Below are 23,590 nucleotides of genomic sequence, written 5' to 3'. Positions count from 1 at the left end.
TAAGTTAATAAGTTAATCAGCAGAATCACCAGGACACGACCATGCTCGCCGCACTTTCGCATCCCCGGCTCGCCGATTGCCGGCGGCTTTTTCTGCGCAATTACGAAGTGCGCATCAACATTGGCGTGCACGATTTCGAAAAGCAGGGCGAGCAGCGCGTGGTGATCAACGTGGAATTGTTCGTGCCGCTGGCTTTATCGACGCCGGTTGAGGACAAGCTGCGCGAAGTCGTCGACTACGATTTCATGCGCTCGACCATCGCCACGCGCGTCGGGAAAGGGCATATCCACTTGCAGGAAACACTCTGCGACGACGTCGCTGCCGCGCTACTCGAGCATCCGAATGTGCGGGCGGTGGTGGTATCGACGGAAAAGCCGGACGTTTATCCCGACTGCGATGCCGTGGGCGTCGAAGTCTTTCGCATCAAAGAGGTGGCAGCATGAGTTCGCTAACGGAAGCGCCGGTTGTGCTGGAGGCAGCCCCGAAAACGCGTGAGCCGATGACGCGCCGCGAGCAGAAGCAGGCCTACGACAACAACAAGCTGTTCAAGCGGCTTGCGCGTCAGGTCGGTGAAGCGGTCACGGATTACAACATGATCGAGGAAGGCGACAAGGTCATGGTCTGCCTGTCCGGCGGCAAGGACTCGTACGCGATGCTCGAACTCCTGATGCGTTTGCGCGAACGTGCGCCGATCAACTTCGACATCGTGGCGGTGAATCTCGATCAGAAGCAACCGGGGTTTCCGGAGCATGTGCTGCCTGAGTATTTGAGCAAGCTGGATATCCCGTTCCATATCGAGAATCAGGATACGTACAGCATCGTCAAGCGGCTGGTGCCGGAGGGCAAGACGACGTGCTCGCTGTGTTCGAGGCTGCGGCGCGGGATTTTGTATCGCGTGGCCGGTGAGCTTGGGGCGACGAAAATTGCGCTTGGCCATCATCGCGACGACATTCTGCAAACGCTGCTGCTGAACATGTTTTACGGCGGCAAGCTGAAGGGCATGCCCCCGAAACTGCAATCCGATGACGGCAAGAACATCGTCATCCGGCCGCTCGCTTATGTGAAGGAAACGGATCTGGAGAGGTTCGCCGAGCTGCGCGAGTTTCCAATCATTCCGTGCAATTTGTGCGGCAGCCAGCCGAACCTGAAGCGCGCGGAAATGAAGGCGCTGATCCGCGATTGGGACAAGCGTTTCCCGGGCCGCGTGGAGAACATGTTCAATGCGCTGGGGCACGTGGTGCCGTCGCATTTAATGGATCACGGGCTGTTTCCGTTTGCCGGATTGCGCGCGACGGGCGAAGCGGATCCGGCCGGGGATATCGCGTTCGACGAAGATCCGTGTTCGACGGAAACGGCGTCGCAGACCATTTCGATCGTTCAGTTCGACGATATTTGACGGTTTGCATCGCGGTCCGTTAAGACAGACGCCGCTCGGTTACCAGCGTTTCCGCGCTTGATTTGGCGCTGGCGCACGGCGGAAAAAGCTTGGCTATTCCCCGCAGAATCGTTGCTCAGCAAGGCCGCGCCGGGTTTTGCCCACCACCCGCGCGTGCTATATTGGCGTCTCCAAACACTTCAACGAAGCTGACGCCATGAACATTGTGATTTTGGCGGCAGGCATGGGCAAGCGCATGCGTTCCGCCTTGCCGAAAGTCCTACATCCCCTGGCCGGCCGGCCGCTCCTCTCCCACGTGCTCGACGTTGCACGCGCGCTCAAGCCCACGCGGCTTGTCGTCGTGATCGGACATGGCGCAGAACAGGTTAAAAAAGCAGTCGGCGCACCCGATGTCCAGTTCGCCGTGCAGGAGCAGCAGCTAGGCACCGGCCACGCGGTCCAGCAGGCGCTGCCGCTGCTCGACCCCTCCGTGCCTACGCTCATTCTCTACGGCGATGTGCCGCTCACCCGCGTCAGCACACTGCAACGCCTGGCCAATGCAGCCTCCGACGGCCGCTACGGCGTCCTGACGGTCACGCTGGACGATCCGACCGGGTACGGTCGCATCGTGCGTAATGCGGCCGGCGCGGTGCAGCGCATTGTCGAGCAGAAAGACGCCAACGCCGATCAACTGAAAATCGCCGAGATCAATACCGGCATTGTCATTACGCCGACAGCGCAGCTTGGTGAATGGCTGGCATCGCTGAAAAACGACAACGTGCAGGGCGAGTTTTATCTCACCGATGTCGTTGAGTGCGCGCTCGAAGACGGTATCGAAGTCGTCACGTCACAACCGGACGAAGAGTGGGAAACGCTCGGCGTGAACAGCAAGCAGCAACTCGCCGAGCTCGAACGGATTCATCAAGGCAATGTCGCGGAGGCGCTGCTGGTTGCAGGCGTGACGCTGCTGGACCCTGCTCGTATCGATGTGCGCGGCACGCTGACCTGCGGATGTGATGTGTCCATCGACGTGAATTGCGTCTTCGAAGGCGACGTGACGCTGGCGGATAACGTGACCGTCGGGCCGAACTGCGTGATCCGCGATGCATCGATTGGCGCGGGCACGCGTATCGATGCGTTCACGCATATCGACGGTGGCAAGACCGGCGCGAATGTCGTGCTCGGACCGTATGCGCGCTTGCGGCCGGGCGCTGTGCTCGGCGACGAAGCGCACGTGGGCAACTTCGTCGAAGTGAAGAACGCAGTGTTCGGGCGGGGATCGAAGGCGAATCATTTGAGCTATATCGGCGACTCGGATATTGGGGCGCGCGTGAATATCGGCGCGGGCACGATCACCTGTAACTACGATGGCGCGAACAAATTCCGCACGGTGATCGAGGACGATGTGTTCGTCGGCTCCGATACGCAACTCGTCGCGCCGGTGCGTGTGGGCCGTGGCGCGTCTATTGCCGCCGGGACGACGGTTTGGAAGGATGTCGCGGAAGACCAGCTCGTGCTGAACGAGAAAACGCAGGTCAGTAAGAGCGGTTACGTACGGCCGACAAAAAAGAAAGCTTGAACAATGAATACGGCTCGTGTGCTTGAGCGCGCGCCCTGGCGGCGAGCGCGGCCCGATTCGAGTGCTTCAAAATAATTTGGAAAGGACGACGCCATGTGCGGAATTGTCGGCGCGGTTGCGCAACGTAACATCGTATCGGTGCTGGTCGAAGGTCTGCGCCGGCTTGAATATCGCGGCTACGACTCCTGCGGCGTAGCCGTGATTGCCGATAGCGAACCGAAGCGCGCGCGCAGCGTTGCGCGCGTGGCCGATCTCGCCGATCAGGTCCGCGATACCCATCTGGAAGGTGCGACCGGCATCGCACACACGCGCTGGGCGACCCATGGCGCGCCCGTCACCGACAACGCCCATCCCATCTTTTCGCGTAACGAATTGGCACTGGTGCATAACGGCATCATCGAGAACTATGAGACGTTGCGGACCATGCTGCGTGGGAAGGGCTACGAGTTTGTCTCGCAGACCGATACCGAAGTCATCGCGCATTTGATCCACAGCATGTATCGCGGCGATCTGTTCCAGACCGTGCGCGATGCCGTGAAGGAGTTGCATGGCGCTTACGCCATTGCTGTGATCCACAAGGATCAGCCGCATACCGTGGTCGGCGCACGGCAGGGGTCGCCGCTGGTGGTGGGAGTGGGCGATGGCGAGAATTTCCTCGCCTCCGATGCACTCGCGCTCGCCGGCGGCACCGATCGTTTTGCGTTCCTCGATGAAGGCGATGTGGTCGAGATCACGCTGGACGGCGTGAAGATTGTCGATCGTGATGGTTTGCCCGCTGAGCGCGAAGTGCGTGTGGTCGCGGCTTATGGCGGCGCGGTTGAGCTTGGGCCGTATCGGCATTTCATGCAAAAGGAAATCTTCGAGCAGCCGCGTGCCATCACCGACACGATTCCCCAAACCGATCGGTTCACCGCCGAGTTGTTCGGGGCGGACGCGGCTGAAGCTTTCGCCGATATCGACAGCGTGCTCATTCTTGCGTGCGGCACGAGTTCGTATGCGGGCATGACGGCGAAGTACTGGCTTGAATCCGTTGCGAAGATTCCGACGCAGGTGGAGATTGCGAGCGAGTACCGGTATCGCGAATCGGTGCCGAATCCCCGGGCTTTGGTGGTGGTGATTTCGCAGTCGGGCGAGACCGCGGATACGCTGGCTGCGTTGAAGCATGCGCAGGCGCTGGGGCATAAACACACGCTGGCGGTTTGCAATGTGGCTTCCAGTGCGATGGTCAGGCTGACCAAGCTCGCGTTTCTGACGCATGCGGGGACTGAGATTGGCGTGGCTTCGACCAAGGCTTTTACGACGCAGTTGGTGGGGATGTTCGTGCTGGCCGTGACGCTTGGGACGTTACGCGGGCATGTGAGTGAGAAGCAGGAAACCGATTACCTGACGCAGTTGCGGCATTTGCCAGCGGCGCTGAATAGCGTGCTGGCGCTGGAGCCGCAGATTATCGCGTGGTCGGAAGAGTTTTCACGCAAGGAGAATGCGCTGTTTCTTGGGCGTGGACTGCATTATCCGATCGCGCTTGAAGGTGCGTTGAAGCTCAAGGAGATTTCGTATATTCATGCGGAGGCTTATCCAGCCGGGGAGTTGAAGCATGGGCCGTTGGCACTGGTGACTGAGGCTATGCCGGTGGTCACGGTGGCGCCTAATGACACGCTGCTGGAGAAGCTGAAGTCGAACATGCAAGAGGTGAGGGCGCGCGGCGGCGAGCTGTACGTTTTCGCCGATGCCGATACGCGGATCGTTAGCGAGGACGGGATTCATGTGATTCGGATGCCTGAGCATTATGGCTTGCTGTCACCGATTCTTCATGTCGTGCCGCTGCAGTTGCTGGCTTATCACACGGCTTGTGCGAGAGGAACGGACGTGGATAAGCCACGGAATTTGGCTAAGAGTGTGACGGTGGAGTGAGGGCTGTCATGACTAGCTTGGTAGTTCGTGACAATAAAGTTGAGAACTGCCGTCCTTGCGGTAAAAGGCTCGCGTCGATCTAAGTATCGCAGCGTCTTGCTTTAAAGTTGCGAACAGCGCAGGTTCAATCTGCTCCGTCTGCTTGCCTGAAACAATAAAGTTGAGAACAGGATGCCGCAGGCTTGTGGCATGCGAACGACGTGTGTCGAGTGGATGTGATTGTCGCTTCGACCTCAAGCCGACCGAGAGGCAACCCAAATTTGGTCAGCCAAAGGTAGCTGCCCGGTTGCCAGACTCATCGTCAAGTTGATGACCTGAAAACTAACATTGCGAACTCAACGTCGCGAAATTACTCGCGTCTAAAGCTGAGAATAGCCCTTCCTATTGGATTTCCTGGCACTAACGGATTCGGCATCCAGGCCGTACTGACGTCGAGCGTGTCTCCATCAAGCTTGTAGAATCGTTCCTGCTCACTGCCGTTCCAGGCTTCATTCCAAGATGAGTCAATCTTTGTAATGAACCTATCCTTATCTATCCGATACCGTCCTGTATAGGCCATCACAGTGCGGAAGAGTGCCACCACCTTCTCATCTGTGTTCCCTGGCTCCCGCGCCTTTGCGGTAACCAGTACCATCATTCGCCCATCAGAGCCGAAGATAAGGTACCCGTTCGGGTCGGCGCCCCAAGGTTGAGTGCGCTCGTTTGAATCCTGAAGCTCAGTATTAAAAGAAATCAACCGCCAGCAACCGTGGAGTTCAGTGTCGCGTTCAGTCATATTTCCTCCCGTAGCACCACCAAAGCATGCTTAAATCCTCATTGCTCTTACTGCCCGCTCCAAATTTGCCCGCACAATCACGCGATGAAACGGCGCAATCGTCGCAAGATAGATTCGCCCCAGTCTGTTATGGCAATGTACCACCGTGCCCGCGAGCAGCTCTCGCCCATTTGCCGCATCGGCGCGAAGTTGGATGGTGGCGCGGAAGTCGAGATGCCGGTCATCCGCGCCCACTACCAACTCCGTCGCGCTCTTTGACAGCAGCGGTAAGTAGCCGATAACCGGCTCACGCGCCGCTGCGGCAAGACCGACGACGCGAGACGATTTGACGCCGACTGTCACCATCACCACATCGCGGACACGCGTGAGCGCACGAATCCACCACGCCTGCCGCTCGAACGCGGCGCGTGCCAACACCTCTAGATCATCGCTGGCCTCCGCCGGCAGTCGAATTGCAAAGGCGTCCAAAAGGTCCGCGCCCGCGTAAAGCGGCGCTAGCACGCTGTTGCTAGGCATGGGCACGGCGCGCGCTTTGGTCAAGGTAGTGTTCCGGGGTTGGTTCATGGTGTTCAGCAGTCTAGTCGTGTCAGCGGCTCATCGATGCGGGCGACCATCGTCAAAGTGATCGCAAGGTCTAAGCGATCTGCCCGGCGCGCCGGAGCGCCTGCAGACGCTCCCTGATGGTCTCGTCCCACTTCCCGCGGCAGAGGCGCCGGCGCGACGAAAGCTGATCCTGTTCGCGGCCACACACACCACACTGTCAGCCAAGATGGCATCGAGCCGCTGCGGGACGGTCTTCACGAGGCGAAGGATCATGCGTCGAGTGCGCCGTGGTCGATTGCCATATCTCGATCAATGGGTTGCCGCGAGTATGCCTGAAAGCGGACGGCCACGACAGGCTGCTGGTGGCCGAACCTAGTCCGATGGCGTCGTGTGCTGCTTCAAGTGGCTTCCTCGGGCGCCACTGCTATGACGCCCAGAGTAGGGAATACATCAGAGCATCTCTGATGTCTCAGCGCACCGGTTCGATCTTGAAAACATCGACCGCTACACCAAGGTCCACGCCTTCACCGCTGCCGCTCAACGCCATCGAGGTCGTTCCCTTGGTCAGCACCTGGGCAGTACCGCTACTCCCCGCGCCGGCCGAAGCACCGGCCTGCGCATAACTTCCGTACACATCCCTGATGCTGTAGACATTGCTAATATCGCCGTGGCCGCTGACGTGGAACTTGCCAGCCGTCAGGCCGCCGCCGTGCACGCTGATCGTGACAGTGGCCCTTTGCCCATTATCGCAAGTTACTCTGCCGCGTCCTTCGGCATGCTGATAAATCGCCGACCATCCTGACATGCTGAAGGTCAGATGGCATTTCACCGGCGCGCCGCCTGCTTGAGCCGGAGCAGCGGTCAAGCCCGTCAGGGCACCCACGCACAGCAACGTGGCGGCAGTCGACACAAGGGTATACTTGCCCATAGAAGTCTCCTGGCACATGAAGATGGGGTATCCAGTGTAACTATCATTCGCAGTTTGTCCGCTGACCGACGTCCAAATATCCATGCGGCAGTGCGAGCGAACGGAGGTTCATGGCCAATCCGGTCCCGCGCCGAAATTCCGTGAGCGACCCTCAACCGCCGTTCGATCCGATACGTCCTCAACGACGGCTTCCAAGGCCGCCTGGAGTCGGGAAAACCCACGCACTCGTAAGCGCAGCGCAGCGGAGACTCGACTCGGGGGGTATTCGCTTGTGGTTTTCGGAGACGACTTCTCGGGCGGTGAGCCTTGGGAGGTTATCCGAACCAAACTAGGCTTCGGTGGGGCAGTCGGTCGAGATGAATTGTTCGAATGCCTTTCTGCTTGCGCGTACTCGACAGGCCTACCGTTCGTCATTTTTATCGACGCGCTCGACGAAAGTCCCAATGCTGCCCGGTGGAAAGACAAGCTTCCCGAGTTCCTGGCGCAGCTGGACTGTATCCCCAACTTCTGGTCTGTGTTTCCACACGAGACACGTATCGCGACTTGGTTGTGGATGCTCGCTTTCCGGGGTTCGCCTTCAAACATCGCGGATTTGACGGTCGGCAGGTCGAAGCGCTAGAGACGTTCTGTGCGGCTTACGGACTCAAGAGAGAAATCACACCCTTGTTCTCCGATGAGGTTAAATGCCGATGACTACGGCTTTTGGAGGCGGGTGTCGTACGTCCAACGTTTGATCTTTGTTGCCGTGATTTTGCCTGCGTCGGGATGGATCGGATTGATCAATACATTCCACTCATCAGGGACAATCACCGAAGGGACCACGAGTAACGCACTCGCACCTGCTGCGGAGGGTGCACTGGCCCAGTCGGTACCGGCATCAATGGACACCATGCCAGCGGGCTGCACGTCCCATCCGATGTTATTCGCGTCGTTAGGATCGAAAGTATTTCTGCTGGTCCAAACATCGTCCGGCACGTCGATACGAACAAGGATGCGGTTCAGTGGCAAGCCACCTGCGACAAGATGCACCAAGGTTTCTAAGCAAGCGAGGGCACGGTTTTCCGCCACGTAAAGTACGGCAGTGCCGGGTGCATTCCAACGGCCGCCGCTATTCTTCGCCCCGCCGCCGGACAGATCCTCAGCTGGATATTTTGGTGTGACGGCGGCGATGCGCCATAGATGAACCGTCATGCGTAGGCACCGCTCTGCATCTGAGCGATCAACCGACTCAGAACCTCACGACCCTCATGGGTGTCCAGATATGTGGATGGCAGCACGTTCCCCAGCGCGGGATTCGGGTGTGACAACCAATCTTCCAGCCACGCAGCGGCGTTGAACTCACCCGATGTTTCGGGGTCACCGGATTCTTCGATGATGGCTTCGACCTGGCCGACGAGCTTGGCCATACCGACCAATCTTTCGCTTTGCTCGGGCGTAAGCCTCCCGCCTTCCTTCGCCTTTCTACTGATCGTAGATTTGCTCATGCCCAGTCGCGCCATGAGCTCTTCCTGGGTGATGTTGAACCGTTTTGCAACCTTGTTGACGGAGGTCGCTGGGATACCTGTCCTGATCACGACCATGCGGTCGATGGGGGACGCACTGTATGCGCGTCGAAAATCAAGCACGTCAAATGGAATCTGCATTACCTCAGGCGGCGTAGTACGGCGGCCCGGTGATTTAACGACAGGTGGTGCGTGGAAGGCCATTTTTTTGGCGATTACCTTGGCCTTTCCCTTTGAGACCGCGGGGCGTGATTTTCTTGCGATTGGCTTTCCCGTCGGACGAGGGGCACGAGGGGGTGATGCGGTTGCTTTCGGTTCAGTCCGGCCTGCCATGATGTCCTCCGGGGTCGTTTGAGACTTTATATTACCCCAAATGGGACAATGTACTTCAACTTCCGTCATGCCACTACTTGCTTGATCAAATACCGTTTCACCAGGTCCACCACGACCTCCGTCTCCCGCACCAGGCAGCAAACCACATCCGTCAGCGTCAGCCCCATCCCTGCCACCTTGGCTTTCAATGTCCGGTAGTCCTCCTCGGGCCCGTCCAAGACCAGCCGCTCACAAGCGGACATCACATGGTCCTGCCGAGCCATGGTCGCGTTGATTTCCCCTGACCTCTAAGCGTCGAGCAGGAGCGCCACGGTCACCCTCATGGACGCACCGGAAAGCTGGCACGGGCTCTCGAACTGCTTCTTTTCTTACACCCGGACCCCGTGCGGCTAGGCGCTTGGTGAGGACCTTGATCGGCGGGCAAACCGGCACCTCCGCCTCAGGCATCGCCAGACGTGCGCGCTCCTTGACCGTACTCGGTTTTGCAAACGATAGCTTCATCGTCATCCCCCTACGCCGCGACCAGTTGCGGACCGGGCAGAGCCACCGGGGCCAACATCGTCTGAACTTACCGGGCGATGGCGAGCATCTCCCCTTGTGCAGTCAGGTCGCGCAACTCGAACCCTGTACAACCCTTCGCGGCGGCTTCCGCGTACGACTTCCGACGGGTCATGACCGTCTCCAAGACGGGGGACGCGTTTCCAACAAGGCTTCCCGCACCGTCCTGGCTGGCCTGGAACGCGCTGTGATTTGCGTCAACACGAACGCCACCTTGAGCTGACCGCCGGTGTCATCAATGCTGCGAAACTTAAGTAGCTGTTCTTGTCGGCACCTGGAAACGGCGGAAACTGACTACCCGCTGAGGGAACGAACGGATGGAAGGCTAGCATTATCAAGCTGCCCGTTTGGGCCCGAGTGCAAAGTCAATCACAGGTCGACCGGCCCGCATGCCCGAACGTCTCTTGTTGTGAACAAACAGTCATACGATGTGTGGCTGATTGAATGACCGAGTTGGGTGTGCGCCGTGAAAAGGTGGCGCTTTCCAGCGGGTGTAAGTCCCGCCCGGCAACCGCTCCAGCCGGAAGCAACCGGAGCAGCTATGGAGGTAACGAAGTGGCTGAAGCCTTCGGTAATGCGTGTCACGAATTGGTGACAGCGCGAGTGTGCAGGCCGTAACGCGAGTGAACGCCGAGCAAGCCTCGAAAAGGTCGATGCGCAGGCCGACCCGGCAACCCTATCGGGGAAGGCTGATACGACTGGGTGAATGAGCAGGCTGGACGCCTAGTCGCTGCGCCGGGGTAGTGGCGACAGCATGTACACAAGGAAAGCGTACGCAACACGGGAAGTCCCTCGGCGTGGTCAGGGATGACCAACCGGGCGCCCGCGAGGGACAGGCCGGGCGCCTTGGGATGACGGAGAGGCCCGTACTACCGATGAAGCCGGGTAATGCCGGTGGAGGGAAGGGGCCTCAGTTCAAGACCAACGCAACACGTAGTGAGGGACCTGGAGATTGGGCAACCTATCAACTCCGATCAGTGTTCAGAAACTGCAGACGGCGTTACACGCGAAAGCGAAGGCAGAAGCCGGGTACCGCTTCTACGCCCTGTACGACAAGATCTATCGTGAGGATGTGCTTGCGCAGGCGTTTCTCCGAGTTCCCGATAAAGCCGGTCGACAAGCCCTCCAAACCCGGGCAGACCAGCTGGGTAGGAGATTCCCGCTCCACAGAAAAACACCACACGACCATCCTCGCGCGCTTGCAGCAACGTTTCCGGAATATCCGGTCCATTCTTGACAAACTGCACGGTCTCTCGCTTCTTTTTTGTGTCTTTCTTGGTATCGTGCGGTTTCTATCCGTGACGGGGAATTATGCCGCGTCTGACAAGACTTGAGATTGAAGTGCGATGGTAGATTTCGAGGTTTACCGTCGGCGGGAGACGGAGGCGACGAAGGCGGCTCAGTAGTGCTTGGGTGCGCTGGGACTTGCTCGCGTGAGATGGAACGCCGAGCGCGACCTCATCACCTACGCCGACCGTGTGCTCATGATCGCGGCTGGCCAAAATTCAGGCCGACCGCGGCGTATCTTCCACGGGTTTGGTCGCCGCTGTTTCGAGCCGCGCCTGCTGCGACGCAGTCTTTTCCAGTTCGACCACCCGCTTCTTGACGCCAATCTTGGGATTGAGCTCTAGCGCAGTGCGATGCACTGGCTCATCATCGGACTGGATACGGTGTATCACGCCGACGAAATGACTCTATACCAGTATGGAGTTCTGGACGACGCACAACACGATTTTGTGAGTAGGCCTTTAGCGAACGCCGATACACAGCAGGTGATCTTGCATACGCACCACAACGGACTATCTCTCGATGGCGCAACGCCATTGGCACTTTGGGGGCAGCTCGCCCCATCTTGACGCAACGCAAGGTGTGGTGGTACTGGGGTCATATTCACGCGGGAGTCGTCTACGCTCCGAAAGGGAATGTGCAGGCACGGTGTTGCGGCCACGGCGCGGTCCCGTGCGGTGCACCGCCAGTGCTGTACGGAAATCCAGCCGCTTTCTGGTATGAACACCAGCCAGTCAACGATACGATGTATCCGGATCGGGTACACAATGGTTTTGCCTTGCTGAGCCTGGACGGCGATATGCTAAACGAAGAGTTTATCAATGAGGACGGCTCGGTTGTTGCCGATTACACCTGGGGCTGATGATCTGCGATCTGTGCAGCGCCTTTAGCAGAGTTGCGTTTAACGTCTATAGCTAGCAAATAGCCCATTATTTATCTCAGCGGCAAAACCCGATGGCCGTATCATGCTTCGACATAAAACCAGAACTCAACGGAGCAGACATGTCGAAGCCTCGGCCGTCGTTACGCTGGAGATCATCGAACCGGCGCTCGCCCGCAACACCAGAAAAATCAATGCTCGCGTCTCGGCTGATCAAAGCAACGAACGAGACCGCGAAGGCGCTACGTCCTCAGTTCGTGGGATTTCTGCTGCTGCTAGCATACGTGAGCGTCGTGGTTGCATCGACAACTGATCTGCAACTGTTGTTCGATGATGGAACGAAGTTGCCACTAGTCGACACGACGGTCCCTCTCGATGGCTTTTTCGTGTTTGCCCCTTTGCTGGTTCTTGTTTATCACTTTCAGATTCTCGTACAGTTGGCGATTCTCGCTCGTTCAGCGACGCGCTTCGTTCGAAGCCTTCGACGTGCTGACTCGTCCGAACAACAAGCTAAGCATGAAGCGGACAGCTTTATGCTGTCGTACTCTATTGCGGGGCCGGAGATAGGGGTATTCAATGCCTTGCTTACTGTACCTCTGATTCTGACACTGATCGTCGCTCCTCCCGTCTTGCTCGCCTGGATTCAGGCAGCGTTCCTCCCTTACCAAAGTGAAGCGATAACCTGGTGGCATAGGGCAATGCTTGTTTGCGACCTATGCCTCGTTGTGTACTTTGTACCGAAAACATTTCTTATGTATGGCGCCCCGAAAGTACAGCCCGTCAAACAGCGAAGGCGGGCTGCAACGGTTCATACTAGAAGGCTCAACGCATTCCTGTTCGCACTGTGCTTACCGCTTGTCGCCTTCTCTTTTTTTGCGGCGCTTATCCCGGACGAGCCTCTAGAACAACGGTCGCTGAATGCTGCTGCAACGTTGTCTCTCGGGCGATATATTCCTCACGAGCTCCCGTTGACTCACCTGCTATTTTTTCCTCTAGGCGCCGAGAGTCGGCGCTTATCCGCTGATAATTGCGTTGATGCACAAGAGCATCGCCTCTTTCACCGAAGTTTGGATCTCTGTAGGAGATTGCTCGTGAGGTCGCCGATTACACCTGATGTGGTGTCTGGCGTCCTAAGCTACGACCCTGAAATGCTTCGAAAAATCGAGCCAGTTACGTTCGTGCGACGTAACTTTAGGTACGCTAATTTTTTCGCAGCTCGTCTCCCAATGGCAAATCTTTCGGAATCTGACCTTCATGGCGCAACCTTCGCTTTCGCGGACTTGCGCTACGGTGTGCTGTCAGGTGCCGACATGCGAAACGTCGGGTTTCAACATGCAAATCTGATCGGCGCAACACTTGATGGGGGCGAACATAAGAGCGGTGATCTTTCCGAGGCAGATTTCGGAAACGCACTTTTGACATGCGCTAGGTTCGACGGAGACTCACCAGCGACAGGAGCCGACTTTTCAGATGCGGCCGCCGCAGGCGCGTCATTTGTCGGACGCGATTTGTCTTCCACGAACTTTAAGCGCGCCAAGCTCATTGCAGCTGATTTCGAGGCGGTAACGTTCAGCAACACAACGCGCTTTGACAACGCCGACGTTGCGTTCGCTGATATCCGGCCGTTGTCGCCCAAGCTTCCGTCGTCGCTGCAGACCTCTTCTGAAAATCAAGATGCCATGGGCGCCGAAAATCATATTGCCTACACGGAAAATACGCAGACGCTAAAACGTACGCTTGACTTCCAACCCAATGGAACGAAGTACCTTTCGGACTGCGTCAAGAAGTTATCCAGCTTTCGTGTTTTACTTTATCCCTCGACCCAAAATAACTAACCTGGCGCGTACTACGGCTGCAAAGAGACTCGTCTTTGACGCAGCCCCAATTTAAAAACGGGCCTCTGGAGTGGGTTCAGACCGCCATAGCTATGGGCCAATGTCGTTAGTGATGACGCGCGCCGATGGATATCCGTCGGCGCCATCCTGTTCTCAGCTTTATTGTTTCAGGCAAGCAGATGGAGCAGATTGAACCTGCGCTGTTCGCAACTTTGAAGCAAGACGCTGCGATACTTAGCTCGACGCGAGCCTTCTACCGCAAGGGCGGCAGTTCTCAACTTTATTGTCACGAACTAGTGGGTGGTCCGTGACAATAAAGTTGAGAACTGTGGCCCATACCGCTGCTTGCCCTCTGGCGTCGCAATGGGCGAGCGACAAGTTGGTCGCTATTATTTGCTTGGATCGGCAGTTTGCGAGGTGGTCCGGATAGACATAAATCCGGCGTCCGTCTCGATGTCGTTCAACCGTAGTGGTCGGGGGGCGGATGGATCTTGATTCAGTGCCGCTTTTCGCTAAGTGACTCGGACGAAGACTCCAGCGGAACCGCTAGCGCTCCGGAATCTACTGCCTCTCTTCTGCGCTGTCTGAAAAAGATCATCGCAGACGCCCACTTTGTCGAGAGCAAAGCGCTGACACTGTTCCTGGAGAACGGGATGATTGCTCGATTACTTCCGGAGAAAGACGGACTTGAATCGTACGTTTTGCATACGGGGCAAGGGATAGTGCCGGTTATTGATTTTTAGGTTTCGCCAATTGCATGGCGGCAAGTCACGTGGGTCGCTCGGCCAGTTTCGGACGGTCGACGTGCCTACTCATATTGTTGGCAATCACGGACCCGCCAGAATCCGGTCGGCGCACCAATCACGTTAAGCTAGATAGACCGACCCAACTCACGCACGGGTTCACTGCACGAAGCTCATGACTAGGGCCACCAATTTGCTCGGTGGCTGGCCTTTCTGGCAATAGCCATCAAACGAGTGGTCAACGATGTGTTTGCGCACGTCGCCGTCATTATTTAACGCAGTAAAAGCAACAATCACCATTCCGCAGGTGCGTTGATCCTGCCGCAAAGCGAAGGTGGCCTCGTAACCGTTGCACTCCGGCATAGAGATATCCATGAGAATGACATGCGGTGCCCAAGCTGTTCCGATCGCGATTGCTTCCAGTCCACCGAAAGCGACCCGACATTCCATGTTTTCGAACGACAGATAGCTCGCCATCGCTTCTGCAGCATTGCGGTTGTCATCGACCACTAAAACGCGTAACGACGTTCCAGCGAGATCAAAGCTGCGTCTGATCCATGGATAAGACGTTAATTTACTTATAAACGTCGGCATTTTGATCTCCCAGATCAATATCGGACGCATCAGGCGTGCCGCGCCAAATTTTTGTCTAACAATCATGTCTTGGATGCCGCGCCTAGCCAGGATCAAAGCGGCCAATACACGGGTATTTCGGCTGAATTAGACTCATTCACGCGGTTTAATCGAGCTGTGGGTGAGTCGAACCGGGCGTTCAAAGTAACCTTGATCTATTTCTTTGGACGGTTGCGTTAGCGCGACGATCGGGCAGACGGCCGGCAAAGCGAGATATGAAATGGAAAAATTTATCAGTGTATAGTCGGTTTTTAAGTGTTTTACCTTCGAAAACAACGCTGCAGTTAAGGTTCTATAGACCATCTCTCGCGAGGAACTCGGTGAATCCGTCTAATCAGTCCGAGTTACCGTCACCCCTCGCCGAACGACATCGACTATATGTTCTGCAAGCATCGTGTCTTTTGGACACACCCGCAGATGCTGCACTCGACCGTGTCGCCCAACTTGCCGCCCGTTTGTTCAAAGCGCCGATCGCGCTGATCTCGTTGATTGACGAAAAACGTCAATGGTTCAAAGCGCGCGTCGGTGTGGAAGTCACCCAAACAGACCGGCAGGACGCCTTTTGCGCGCATACGATCCTTCGTGACGATGTACTGGTTGTACCCGACGCAATGCAGGATCCGCGTTTCAGCCAAAACTGGCTGATGCTCGGTGAGCTTAAGATTCGGTTTTACGCCGGCATGCCACTGCGAACACGGTCGGGCGTGTCACTGGGTAGCTTGTGCATAGTCGATACTGAACCGCGCTACGACTTCGACGAGTCGCAACAGCTTTTATTGGGCCAATTGGCCGAAATGGCGATGGACAGGATCGAGGCGCTGCGATCTATCGCTTTTGTCGACCCGCCCACGCAACTGTTGAACCGCGCTCGATTCAGCGAAGATATTCGTACATTTTTCGATACCCGACGACACGGGCATCGCTCGCCTAGTCATGCCGTTTTGATTAATGTCGCCCCCCTCGGGTACCTTGACCAAACATCAATCGCGATCGGCATTGTCGCTACCGACAGGTTAATGGCAGCAATATCCATACGTATCGAACGGGCGCTCTTCGATATCAAGCCGGTGTATCGGGTGGACTACGCGCGTTTCGCTGTGTTTGTCCATGAGGGCGAGAGCGCTGCGATGCGTGTCATTGAAGCTGCGTTGCGGGCCTTCGACGCCCCGCTGGTGGTCAACCTGATTCCTGTTGATTTATCGCCGACCATTGGTTTGGTCGATCTAGCTGCTATAGAGGACCACACGGACGTATTGCGAGCCTTGATGTCCTCTTCCGAGGTGGCGAGAAGGGCGCGCGTTCCGTTTCGGAAATTTTCGAAACGCATGTTCGCGGCTCAGGAGCGCGCGTTTTTCATTCTCCATACGTTGCCTGAGGCGCTGCGGGATGGGCATCAATTGAGTCTGGTTTATCAGCCTCGAATAGATCTGCATACGGGGTGCTGCGTAGGCGCAGAGGCTTTATTACGCTGGTCACACCCGTTGCTTGGAGACATCTCGCCAGCGGAATTTATTCCCTTGGCCGAAAAGACCTCGTTGATGTCGGCCCTCACCGATTGGGTAATGGATAACGCGCTCAAGCAGCTCGCGACGTGGCGAAAGGCCGGCATGCTGTTGAGGATGTCAATTAACGTATCGGTGCTCAATCTGGAACAGCGTGGCTTTGTCATTCGCTACGCATCCCTGCTTCAGTCTCACGGCATCGACCCCGCGCACGTTGAGCTGGAGGTGACAGAGGGAGCGTTGTCCCATAACACAAATTCCGTGACGGATAGTCTTCGCAGAGTTGCCGACATGGGCAGCACAATTGCCATTGATGATTTCGGCACAGGCTATAGTAATTTGGCCAAACTTCAGCTTTACTCGGCCTCGGTACTCAAAATCGATCAAAGCCTCGTGCGCCGTGTTTTGGTGCAGCAAATGCGTACCCTCCTGGAAGGCATCATCGCGGTCGCCCACAAACTCGGCTATCGGGTTGTGGCCGAAGGCGTCGAAACACAAGAAATCTACGAAGCGATGGCGGGTTGGCAATGCGATGAAGCTCAGGGCTATCTCATTGCGAGACCAATGTCCACGGCGATGTTTGAGGCTTGGCATTCGAAAGCTTCGCGGGATGTCATTTAGGCAAGCAGTCAATTCGCTTCAACGATTTCCTCGATGCTTGCGCCCATATTGCTTCGTTCGCAGCCCTATTCGGAGAAAATGAACTGCCGCTCTCAGAAAGATCGACCGGCGCTTATGGGTCGCGTGCCAGCGATCGCGGACAGGCAAGGGTCGGCCATCAAGAGACATTCGTCCGATCGGCTACCGAGACACTCCTATGGCGCCTTCGCTTTCGACACCGGTCATTTCGGCTGGGCGAAAGGCGCAGTCTTTCTGCGCCGATTATCGAATCGCATCTTTAATGCGCGTCGATGAAGGCGGTGACGTCGGCCAGAACCGGTGAGACCGTATTCGGCACCGCCGAAAACGACTCGACGATCGTATCGTGGCCGTAGCCCGGATATTTTTTCAGTTCGACGGCGCCGCGATGCGCGCGCAGAGCGTCTGCGAAACGATCACTATTATGTGGATCGACATCGGTATCCGCCGTGCCGGCGGCAAGCAACATCGGTGGCTCGTTTCCCGTGACGAATGGGATGGGCAGCGCCCGCTGGCGCAGTGCCGCGGGAAAGATCTCGTCCATGTGAGGGTCGCTCGTCGGAATTGCGGCGTACGGGCCTGCGAGTCCGATCATCCCGGAGAGCGAGGCATTAGACATGCCCTGGGCGGCCAGATAGCGCGGATCGGTCGCGAGCATCGCCGCCATATGCGCGCCGGAGGAATGCCCCATCACGAAAATGCGTCCGGGGTCGCCGCCGAATTCGCGCACATGATCGCGGGTCCAGCGCACGGCGGCGGCAGGGTCGTCGAGAAAGCCAGGGAAGACGGTCTCCGGATAAACGCGGTAATCCGCCACGACCGTTACGATGCCTCGCGCGGCGAGCGCTTGGGCGACTCCGCGCGAGTTCGAGCGATAACCACTTTGCCAGCCTCCGCCGTAGAAATACACGACGACGGGGTGGTTCGTGCGAGTGCGCGACTCGGGCGCATATACGTCGAGCCGCTGGCGCGGCGCCTTGCCATAGGCTATGCCGCCCGGTGCGTCGTGCTCGCGCGCCCGAGCCGCGATCATGCCGGCGGCGCATGCAGCCAGTGACAGTGAAATGAACCTTCGTCTCGGCATCGCACGCATGTTGCTATCGACCCTCGATGACTGTTATCGAAAAAGACGGCTGTCGCACGCTTGAGCCGCGCAAGTCTGAAAACGAACGCGCCCTCGTTCATTGATATCGCGTCGGGCACGCAAGGCACTTGTGTCGACAGGCGATAGCAAGCCGTCGGCCGACTCGATCAGGATGCGGTCGGCCTCTTTCTTCGTTATTAAAGGGCACCTGAACATGGCTGTCCGTGCGGAAGACATCGTTCGGAACAGTGAAGTCAGCGCCCGCGTGAGGGCCGGACCGCTCGCAAGGGCAGTCCCACGAGTGACCGATGCACTCAAGAGCGCGACGTTTGAACCGCGATGCCACGACAGGCTGTCCAGGGTCGAGACCTCCCACTCCTACCCCGGAAGCCAAAAGCATCGGGTGAAGGGGAACATGAACAGCAGTCGCTGCTTGACTGACGAGGTATGTGTGCGACTGATATCATCGATTATTGATTCGTCTTGCCCACGACGGGACTCGACGCCAATCGGAACCATTCGTAGCCATGCAGCGCGCCGTCCTCAACGCAAACTGTCGTCCGTCACCAGTGGCGGTGGTATTCCCGGCCCCTGTGCCAGCCACCGCCCTGCCCATTGCCATTGCCATTGCCATAGCCGTAGCCGTAGCCGACCGGTGGCACCCTATACACGACTGGCGGTGGATTGGACTGATAGACATAGGTACCCGGCGCCCCATAGGCACCCGGTGGTGCATAGTGGGATTGGTAGACTACCGGCGGTGGTGGCGCAGGAATCGGCGCGTAATAGCCACCCACATTGGCTTGAGCCAAAGCTGACGCGGGTGCGCAGACGGCCGCAGCGATTGCCAGCAGTGAGATTGCGTGCTTCATGATGTGACTTCCCCTCGGTTCGCTAATTCGCCCCGACTGTGAGATGGCCATTTGAAGCATAGTCGCTCGACCCACCGGCAAATGAAACCGTCCGCGCTCATCTGTAACGGTCGGTAACGCGCTTGTGACCTCGTCGGCAAGCAAGACAGGTAAGCCAGACGGGAGGCCATCAATGACCACGACGGCCATGGTCAGCCAAGGTGGGTCGTGCGTGGCTTCGGCTAGGCACTCTGCGTCGTCGTTAGCCGTTTAATGATTCCGCAGTCGTCGGCCGCCGTATGGCCACCTGCTGAAAAGTGCGTGGCGTGAAAGCACTCGCAGGCCGCTATACCCCACGAAACGGCCATTGATGCCACGCGATTGTGAGCGACCGCTCCGGGTCGCGAAGCGACAATCACATCGACTCGACACAGGTCGTTCGCATGCCACAAGCCTGCGGCATCCTGTTCTCAACTTTGTTGTTTCAGGCAAGCAGATAGAGCAGATTGAACCTGCGCTGTTCGCAACTTTAAAGCAAGACGCTGCGATACTTAGATCGACGCGAGCCTTCTACCGCAAGGGCGCAGTTCTCAACTTTATTGTCACGAACTAGTGGGTGGTCCGTGACAATAAAGTTGCGAAATGACGCTACGCCCTGGACAATAAAGTTGCGAACTGTGGCCCGTACCGCTGCTTGCCCTCTAGGGTCGCAATGCAGCGGGGCCTTAGGTAGCGCACGCACGGTCTTCTTCTGAACATCGACGGGGCTAAATTCAGGCATTCCCGGTTTCTTCCCCATCGGGATATCGAAAGCTGACGCCAAACCATATAGCTTTTCGATCTGCTGACGTCTGTAGGCCACACCCTCGCGCACTGTTTGAGACAGCGAAGTCCGGTACTGCGCAGGCATGGAGCTTTGCGCAGATATTGACTGTCGAATGAGTTGCAGGGTTGATCGGCTGGAGTGAGCGCGACAGGCAGTGGCCGGCCCCTTTTGGCCATTCGACAGCGTGCCGTGAATCATCGACAATCACCTGCCAATGCCCCGTTCCGGTTGGAGATTCGCCGCCAATTCTCAGTTTCGGCAGCGCGATTTGAAATTGTGACGATATGAACCTGATCATCAAGCAGCTTGTCGATGAATTGCACGAAGATGGTGTCTACCTGCCAAATGGCGACGTTCGGATCGGCAGTTTTGGCGATTCCGAAGCGCTATCAAACGCGCTCATCTTGCTTATCGCGACCGGCATGAAGCGAGCGACCTGCAGTCTGCTGTGGTCGTGGGAATTCGAGGGCGGCGTCTTGCCAAAAGCCGGAGACATCGAGATTGTTCTTGATTGGCATAGTCGACCCACGCTAGTTCGGCGAGCAGTGACTGTAGAGATCGTTCCTTTTGCGCGCGTATCCGCCGAATTCGCGGCTAGTGAAGGTGAAGGGGATCTTTCACTATCGTATTGGCAGACGGAGCACTGGCGTTTCTTCTCTGAGGAGTGCCTTCGGATCGGACGTGTAGTGGATGAATCGATGCCTCTCGTGTGCGAGACGTTCGACGTACTTCATCGACTCAAATGAGCAAAATTGAACTGTTGAAACCAACGACCGCATTGCTGCCGAGCTACGTTGCGGCCCTCGAGGCGGGATGGTCACCTGACAACGTTCGCAAGGAGGCAGCTGCGCGCGAACAAATACACGCAATCAAAATGAACGCGGATGCGTTTGTCGACGGACTGGATGATCCGACCGCGTCGGGTGGGCCGATTCCTTTGCCCGATGGTTCCACTGTCGCCCGTCTGCCTGGCATCGTTCGATGGATTTGGGACGGCGACATTAGCGGTGCGATCGGATTTCGTTGGCAAGTGGGAACCGCCGAATTGCCGCCATATGTGCTCGGCCATATCGGCTTCTCAATCGTGCCGTGGAAGAGAGGCAACGGCTACGCCAAGCAGGCGCTCGATGCAATGCTGGGCGAAGCGAGGCGACAAGGTTTGGCGTACGTCGAGCTAACCGTTGATCCTGACAACATAGCCTCGCAGAAGGTCATCGCAGCTTGCGACGGTGTCTTCGTCGAGCGTTTCAGAAAGACGGCGGCGTATGGATTCGCTGAGACTCTGCGATACCGTATTGAGCTTGAGGGCTAAGGAACCCGTCGGACCCCGTTCGGCCAGGATCGGATGTTCGACACTCTCCCCAACATCGTGGACAATCATTGGCGAGTGCTTTGATCTGCAGCGGACTTTCAAGCCGGTGCCTGGCACCCAGATGGAAATGCCCGTGCGGCTACCGGTGCAAGACCAAGCACGGCCACGAGGAATCCGATTTGCGCCAGATAAAATGGCGCCAGCCATTGATCGTTCATGGCGACATAGTACGTGTTATGTATAACGTCGCTCACGATGATCGCGACGGTCAACCAGATTCCCGCCCGTGGTTTGCCAAACAAGAGGATAGCGGCGAGCGGGTCAAGAATAGTCAGCACATCCCAATAGACCTTGCTCGTCAGGTTAATCTTGTTTCCGTAGCCATAATCCCAAAGCAAACCATGTTGGAGAATGGCACGCGCATGATTGAAGGTTGCAGCAAGAAGGCATAGTGCGAACAAAATCCGGATCACAATCGATGCGCGTAGCATTCGGACTCTCGTAGAAAGGCGTTGCACTCAGCTTACCAGACGAAAATTGGTCACAAAGATCGCTGCGGCGTGTGTCCGCTATTGAGAATGCGGCAGGGCCGTTCCAATGGCCTGTTTAGGCCTGCTGCATCATCGCGATGGGTCCGTCAAAACGTTTCCGTGTACATGGGCGTGCTTCCGTCCCGATCCTCATAGTATTCCGCCGTCGCGGTCCCGCCTGGACCGAGTTTGATGATCGTAAAGCCATGCATGAAGATATGGTCGGTGGTGCCGAGCGTGACGGTCTTTAACGTCGGCGGATTGTGCACACTGGACAGCGGCGCCGATGCGTCCGCGGTATCGAACACGGGCACCGCGCCATGTCCGATGCAGCGTCCACGCGTCAGGCCGAGATAGGGGTCATAGACGGTCAGCGCGTGCTCGTGGCCCCAGAACCACGCAGCGATCGGCTGTTTGGCCGCGCTGCTAAAGCGCTGGTAGCTTTGCTCGAGGCGAGGGTTGTACGGCGTCAGGCCGCCGTCCGGTGCGGCCGGTCCGATCTGCGAGAACGCCGAGAAGAACTGATGATGCGAAAGCAGGATCGTCTTGCCATTGAATTCGCGGATCCGATCGGTGATCCAGTCTTCCTCGTCCTGTTCGAGATAGGTGAGGACGTCCTTGACCGTGAGCGGATCGTAGTCGTGCAGGCCCGTGTCCATCGCGATGAACTGCCAGTCGTCGTTGCGCAAGCAGAAGAAGCTGGCGGGCTGTGTCCACGGCGAGGGGTTCAGGGTCTCGATCAACCCGTAATAGCCCGCGCCGCCCGAGTACATGTCGTGATTGCCCGCAAGCGTATAGACCGGGATGTCCTTCTGATCGCGCTGAAGGACCGAATTGACGATGCGTGTGAAGTTGGCCTCGCATTCGTCGGCCGTGCCGGAATAGTAGATGTCGCCGAGATGGATCACGACATCGGGATTGTGCTGCGCGACTTCCTTGAGCAGATCGACGGCCGTGTCCGTTCCCGTGCCCCAGTCCGCCAACAGCGCGACCGTCGCGCCCGCCAGCAGCGGCAAGCTCACCGGTCCGACGGTGGCGGCGCGAATGTACGGAATCGTCGCGCGCTTGCCGTCGGGCCCGAAATAGTCGAAATATTGTTCGACCGTCTGGAGCCAGTTCGGGCTGCATTGTGCAAAGTCGAATGTGCCCTCCAATTGCGCCACTTGGGCGGGATCGCCCTGAACATGCGCGCGCAGGATACTCATGCCGAGCCTCGCGCAGTCCCACGCCACCTGCGGGATGGCGCCGGGCGCGGCGTCGGGCACCGCTTTGCCGGCCGCCGTCAGCGCGGCAACCTGCGTCGCGGCGAGCACCTTCGTATTGTCGAGACCTGGGCGCGATGCCAGCGGCGTCGCCGCGTTCACGGGGCCGCGTACGGCCTGATCGACCATCGACTGATAGATCGAAACGAGATGATCGCGAAACGATTGCGGATCCAGTGCCATTGATGCCTCCTTGATTCAATATCTCGCGGCGCTCAGGGAAAAACGGCTCGGACGTAGTTGATAGGTGCGTGATCGGCGAGATCGCGAACGATGACGGCGCCTTCGCGCCATGCGTAGTCGCACAGATACGCGCACCTGGCGGCGGCGCGGTCGGACTCGACGAAGGCATCGTCGGCACTCGTGTCCATGACGCCCGCGCTCGTGACATAGGTCATCGGCGCGATGTGGACGTATCCGTCGAGTTCGGGCGGCAGCTCCGTGACGACGTCACAGCAATCGACGAGGCGCGTAATGGCGATCCTATCGAGGGTTGCCTTGAATGCTGCATCGCCGACGCGCGGGCATCCGATGGTGACTAGCTGGTCGGCCTTGCACACGCTCGCGATCAGGCTCGCGAGCGCGGCGCCCAGGCTGTGTCCGGTGATGACGAGCTTCGCGCGCGACGCCGCCGTCGTGCCCAGCCACTGTGTGACGAAGGGAAGCATGCTGCGTGCGGCGCGCGCGAAGCCGGCGTGCACG

22 protein-coding genes are annotated in these 23,590 nt (G+C 57.7%); 9 read left to right on the top strand and 13 right to left on the bottom strand.

Annotated features, from left to right (window positions below):
• The first annotated feature begins 41 nt into the window (after positions 1–41).
• The 4 genes from EOS_RS26165 (at position 42) to glmS (ending at position 4,865) form a co-directional block, all read left to right on the top strand.
• Positions 42–443, top strand: coding sequence for a dihydroneopterin aldolase (locus EOS_RS26165; RefSeq protein ID WP_047895091.1), 402 nt, complete (start codon positions 42–44; stop codon positions 441–443).
• Positions 440–1,396 (top strand): tRNA 2-thiocytidine(32) synthetase TtcA, encoded by a 957-nt coding sequence (gene ttcA / locus EOS_RS26160; protein WP_047895090.1) that lies wholly within the window; start codon positions 440–442, stop codon positions 1,394–1,396. The genes EOS_RS26165 and ttcA overlap by 4 nt, the downstream gene beginning before the upstream one ends.
• Positions 1,397–1,592: 196 nt before the next feature.
• Complete coding sequence (gene glmU / locus EOS_RS26155; protein ID WP_047895089.1) at positions 1,593–2,954, top strand: bifunctional UDP-N-acetylglucosamine diphosphorylase/glucosamine-1-phosphate N-acetyltransferase GlmU; 1,362 nt, start codon at positions 1,593–1,595, stop codon at positions 2,952–2,954.
• Between the two features lie 93 nt (positions 2,955–3,047).
• A complete protein-coding gene (gene glmS, locus EOS_RS26150) occupies positions 3,048–4,865 on the top strand; it encodes a glutamine--fructose-6-phosphate transaminase (isomerizing) (RefSeq protein ID WP_047895088.1) in 1,818 nt (605 codons plus the stop codon).
• 349 nt (positions 4,866–5,214) lie between these two features.
• On the opposite strand, the gene EOS_RS26145 is transcribed toward glmS, so the two are convergent.
• The 7 genes from EOS_RS26145 to EOS_RS47165 form a co-directional block, all read right to left on the bottom strand.
• On the bottom strand, positions 5,215–5,640 hold the full coding sequence (locus tag EOS_RS26145; RefSeq protein WP_047895087.1) for a lipocalin-like domain-containing protein: 426 nt from the start codon (positions 5,638–5,640) through the stop codon (positions 5,215–5,217).
• A gap of 30 nt (positions 5,641–5,670) precedes the next feature.
• A complete protein-coding gene (locus EOS_RS26140; protein WP_047895086.1) occupies positions 5,671–6,180 on the bottom strand; it encodes a DUF2867 domain-containing protein in 510 nt (169 codons plus the stop codon).
• A 472-nt stretch (positions 6,181–6,652) separates the two neighbouring features.
• Positions 6,653–7,111, bottom strand: coding sequence for a hypothetical protein (locus tag EOS_RS26135; RefSeq protein ID WP_047895085.1), 459 nt, complete (start codon positions 7,109–7,111; stop codon positions 6,653–6,655).
• Positions 7,112–7,804: 693 nt separating this feature from the next.
• On the bottom strand, positions 7,805–8,302 hold the full coding sequence (locus tag EOS_RS26125; RefSeq protein WP_047895083.1) for an RES family NAD+ phosphorylase: 498 nt from the start codon (positions 8,300–8,302) through the stop codon (positions 7,805–7,807).
• Positions 8,299–8,946, bottom strand: a complete 648-nt coding sequence (gene parS / locus EOS_RS45730) for a type II RES/Xre toxin-antitoxin system antitoxin (RefSeq protein WP_160312531.1) — start codon at positions 8,944–8,946, stop codon at positions 8,299–8,301. The genes EOS_RS26125 and parS overlap by 4 nt, the downstream gene beginning before the upstream one ends.
• Before the next feature lie 65 nt (positions 8,947–9,011).
• A complete protein-coding gene (locus EOS_RS26115; protein WP_047895081.1) occupies positions 9,012–9,209 on the bottom strand; it encodes a hypothetical protein in 198 nt (65 codons plus the stop codon).
• A gap of 1,800 nt (positions 9,210–11,009) precedes the next feature.
• Positions 11,010–11,150 carry a hypothetical protein gene (locus EOS_RS47165; RefSeq protein ID WP_160312530.1) on the bottom strand — a complete coding sequence of 47 codons (141 nt, stop codon included), beginning with the start codon at positions 11,148–11,150 and terminating at the stop codon, positions 11,010–11,012.
• 329 nt (positions 11,151–11,479) lie between these two features.
• On the opposite strand from EOS_RS47165, the gene EOS_RS47160 reads away from it, so the two are divergent.
• On the top strand, positions 11,480–11,653 hold the full coding sequence (locus EOS_RS47160; RefSeq protein WP_160312529.1) for a hypothetical protein: 174 nt from the start codon (positions 11,480–11,482) through the stop codon (positions 11,651–11,653).
• 212 nt (positions 11,654–11,865) lie between these two features.
• On the top strand, positions 11,866–13,506 hold the full coding sequence (locus EOS_RS43675) for a pentapeptide repeat-containing protein (RefSeq protein WP_053064051.1): 1,641 nt from the start codon (positions 11,866–11,868) through the stop codon (positions 13,504–13,506).
• 902 nt (positions 13,507–14,408) lie between these two features.
• On the opposite strand, the gene EOS_RS26095 is transcribed toward EOS_RS43675, so the two are convergent.
• Positions 14,409–14,948 carry a response regulator gene (locus EOS_RS26095; protein WP_235442976.1) on the bottom strand — a complete coding sequence of 180 codons (540 nt, stop codon included), beginning with the start codon at positions 14,946–14,948 and terminating at the stop codon, positions 14,409–14,411.
• Positions 14,949–15,283: 335 nt separating this feature from the next.
• Between EOS_RS26095 and EOS_RS26090 the strand changes: the two genes are divergently transcribed.
• Entirely contained in the window at positions 15,284–17,005 is a 1,722-nt protein-coding gene (locus tag EOS_RS26090) for a putative bifunctional diguanylate cyclase/phosphodiesterase (RefSeq protein WP_053064050.1), read from the top strand.
• 277 nt (positions 17,006–17,282) lie between these two features.
• Here EOS_RS26090 and EOS_RS26085 read toward each other — a convergent pair whose 3' ends face one another.
• Both EOS_RS26085 and EOS_RS46435 read right to left on the bottom strand, forming a co-directional pair.
• Entirely contained in the window at positions 17,283–18,116 is an 834-nt protein-coding gene (locus EOS_RS26085; RefSeq protein ID WP_047895078.1) for an alpha/beta hydrolase, read from the bottom strand.
• Between the two features lie 554 nt (positions 18,117–18,670).
• A complete protein-coding gene (locus EOS_RS46435; RefSeq protein WP_075645402.1) occupies positions 18,671–18,979 on the bottom strand; it encodes a hypothetical protein in 309 nt (102 codons plus the stop codon).
• Between the two features lie 1,089 nt (positions 18,980–20,068).
• Here EOS_RS46435 and EOS_RS26080 point away from each other — a divergent pair.
• Positions 20,069–20,530 (top strand): ASCH domain-containing protein, encoded by a 462-nt coding sequence (locus EOS_RS26080; RefSeq protein WP_047895077.1) that lies wholly within the window; start codon positions 20,069–20,071, stop codon positions 20,528–20,530.
• Complete coding sequence (locus EOS_RS26075) at positions 20,527–21,096, top strand: GNAT family N-acetyltransferase (protein ID WP_047895076.1); 570 nt, start codon at positions 20,527–20,529, stop codon at positions 21,094–21,096. Before EOS_RS26080 ends, EOS_RS26075 begins: the two co-directional genes overlap by 4 nt.
• 98 nt (positions 21,097–21,194) lie before the next feature.
• Here the strand turns inward: EOS_RS26075 and EOS_RS26070 are convergent, their stop codons facing one another.
• The 3 genes from EOS_RS26070 to EOS_RS43670 all read right to left on the bottom strand — a co-directional run.
• Positions 21,195–21,587 (bottom strand): hypothetical protein, encoded by a 393-nt coding sequence (locus EOS_RS26070; RefSeq protein WP_047895075.1) that lies wholly within the window; start codon positions 21,585–21,587, stop codon positions 21,195–21,197.
• Positions 21,588–21,733: 146 nt separating this feature from the next.
• A complete protein-coding gene (locus EOS_RS26065) occupies positions 21,734–23,071 on the bottom strand; it encodes a metallophosphoesterase family protein (protein WP_047895074.1) in 1,338 nt (445 codons plus the stop codon).
• A gap of 32 nt (positions 23,072–23,103) precedes the next feature.
• Positions 23,104–23,590: lipase family protein (locus tag EOS_RS43670; RefSeq protein ID WP_160312528.1), on the bottom strand; the 487-nt coding region annotated here is incomplete at its 5' end.

Origin of the sequence: Caballeronia mineralivorans PML1(12), assembly GCF_001028175.1 — a bacterium.
In the GTDB taxonomy this organism is placed as follows: Bacteria; Pseudomonadota; Gammaproteobacteria; order Burkholderiales; family Burkholderiaceae; genus Caballeronia; species Caballeronia mineralivorans.
The sequence above is the reverse complement of the archived record's forward strand: the minus strand, read 5'-3'. Positions and strand labels throughout refer to the sequence as shown.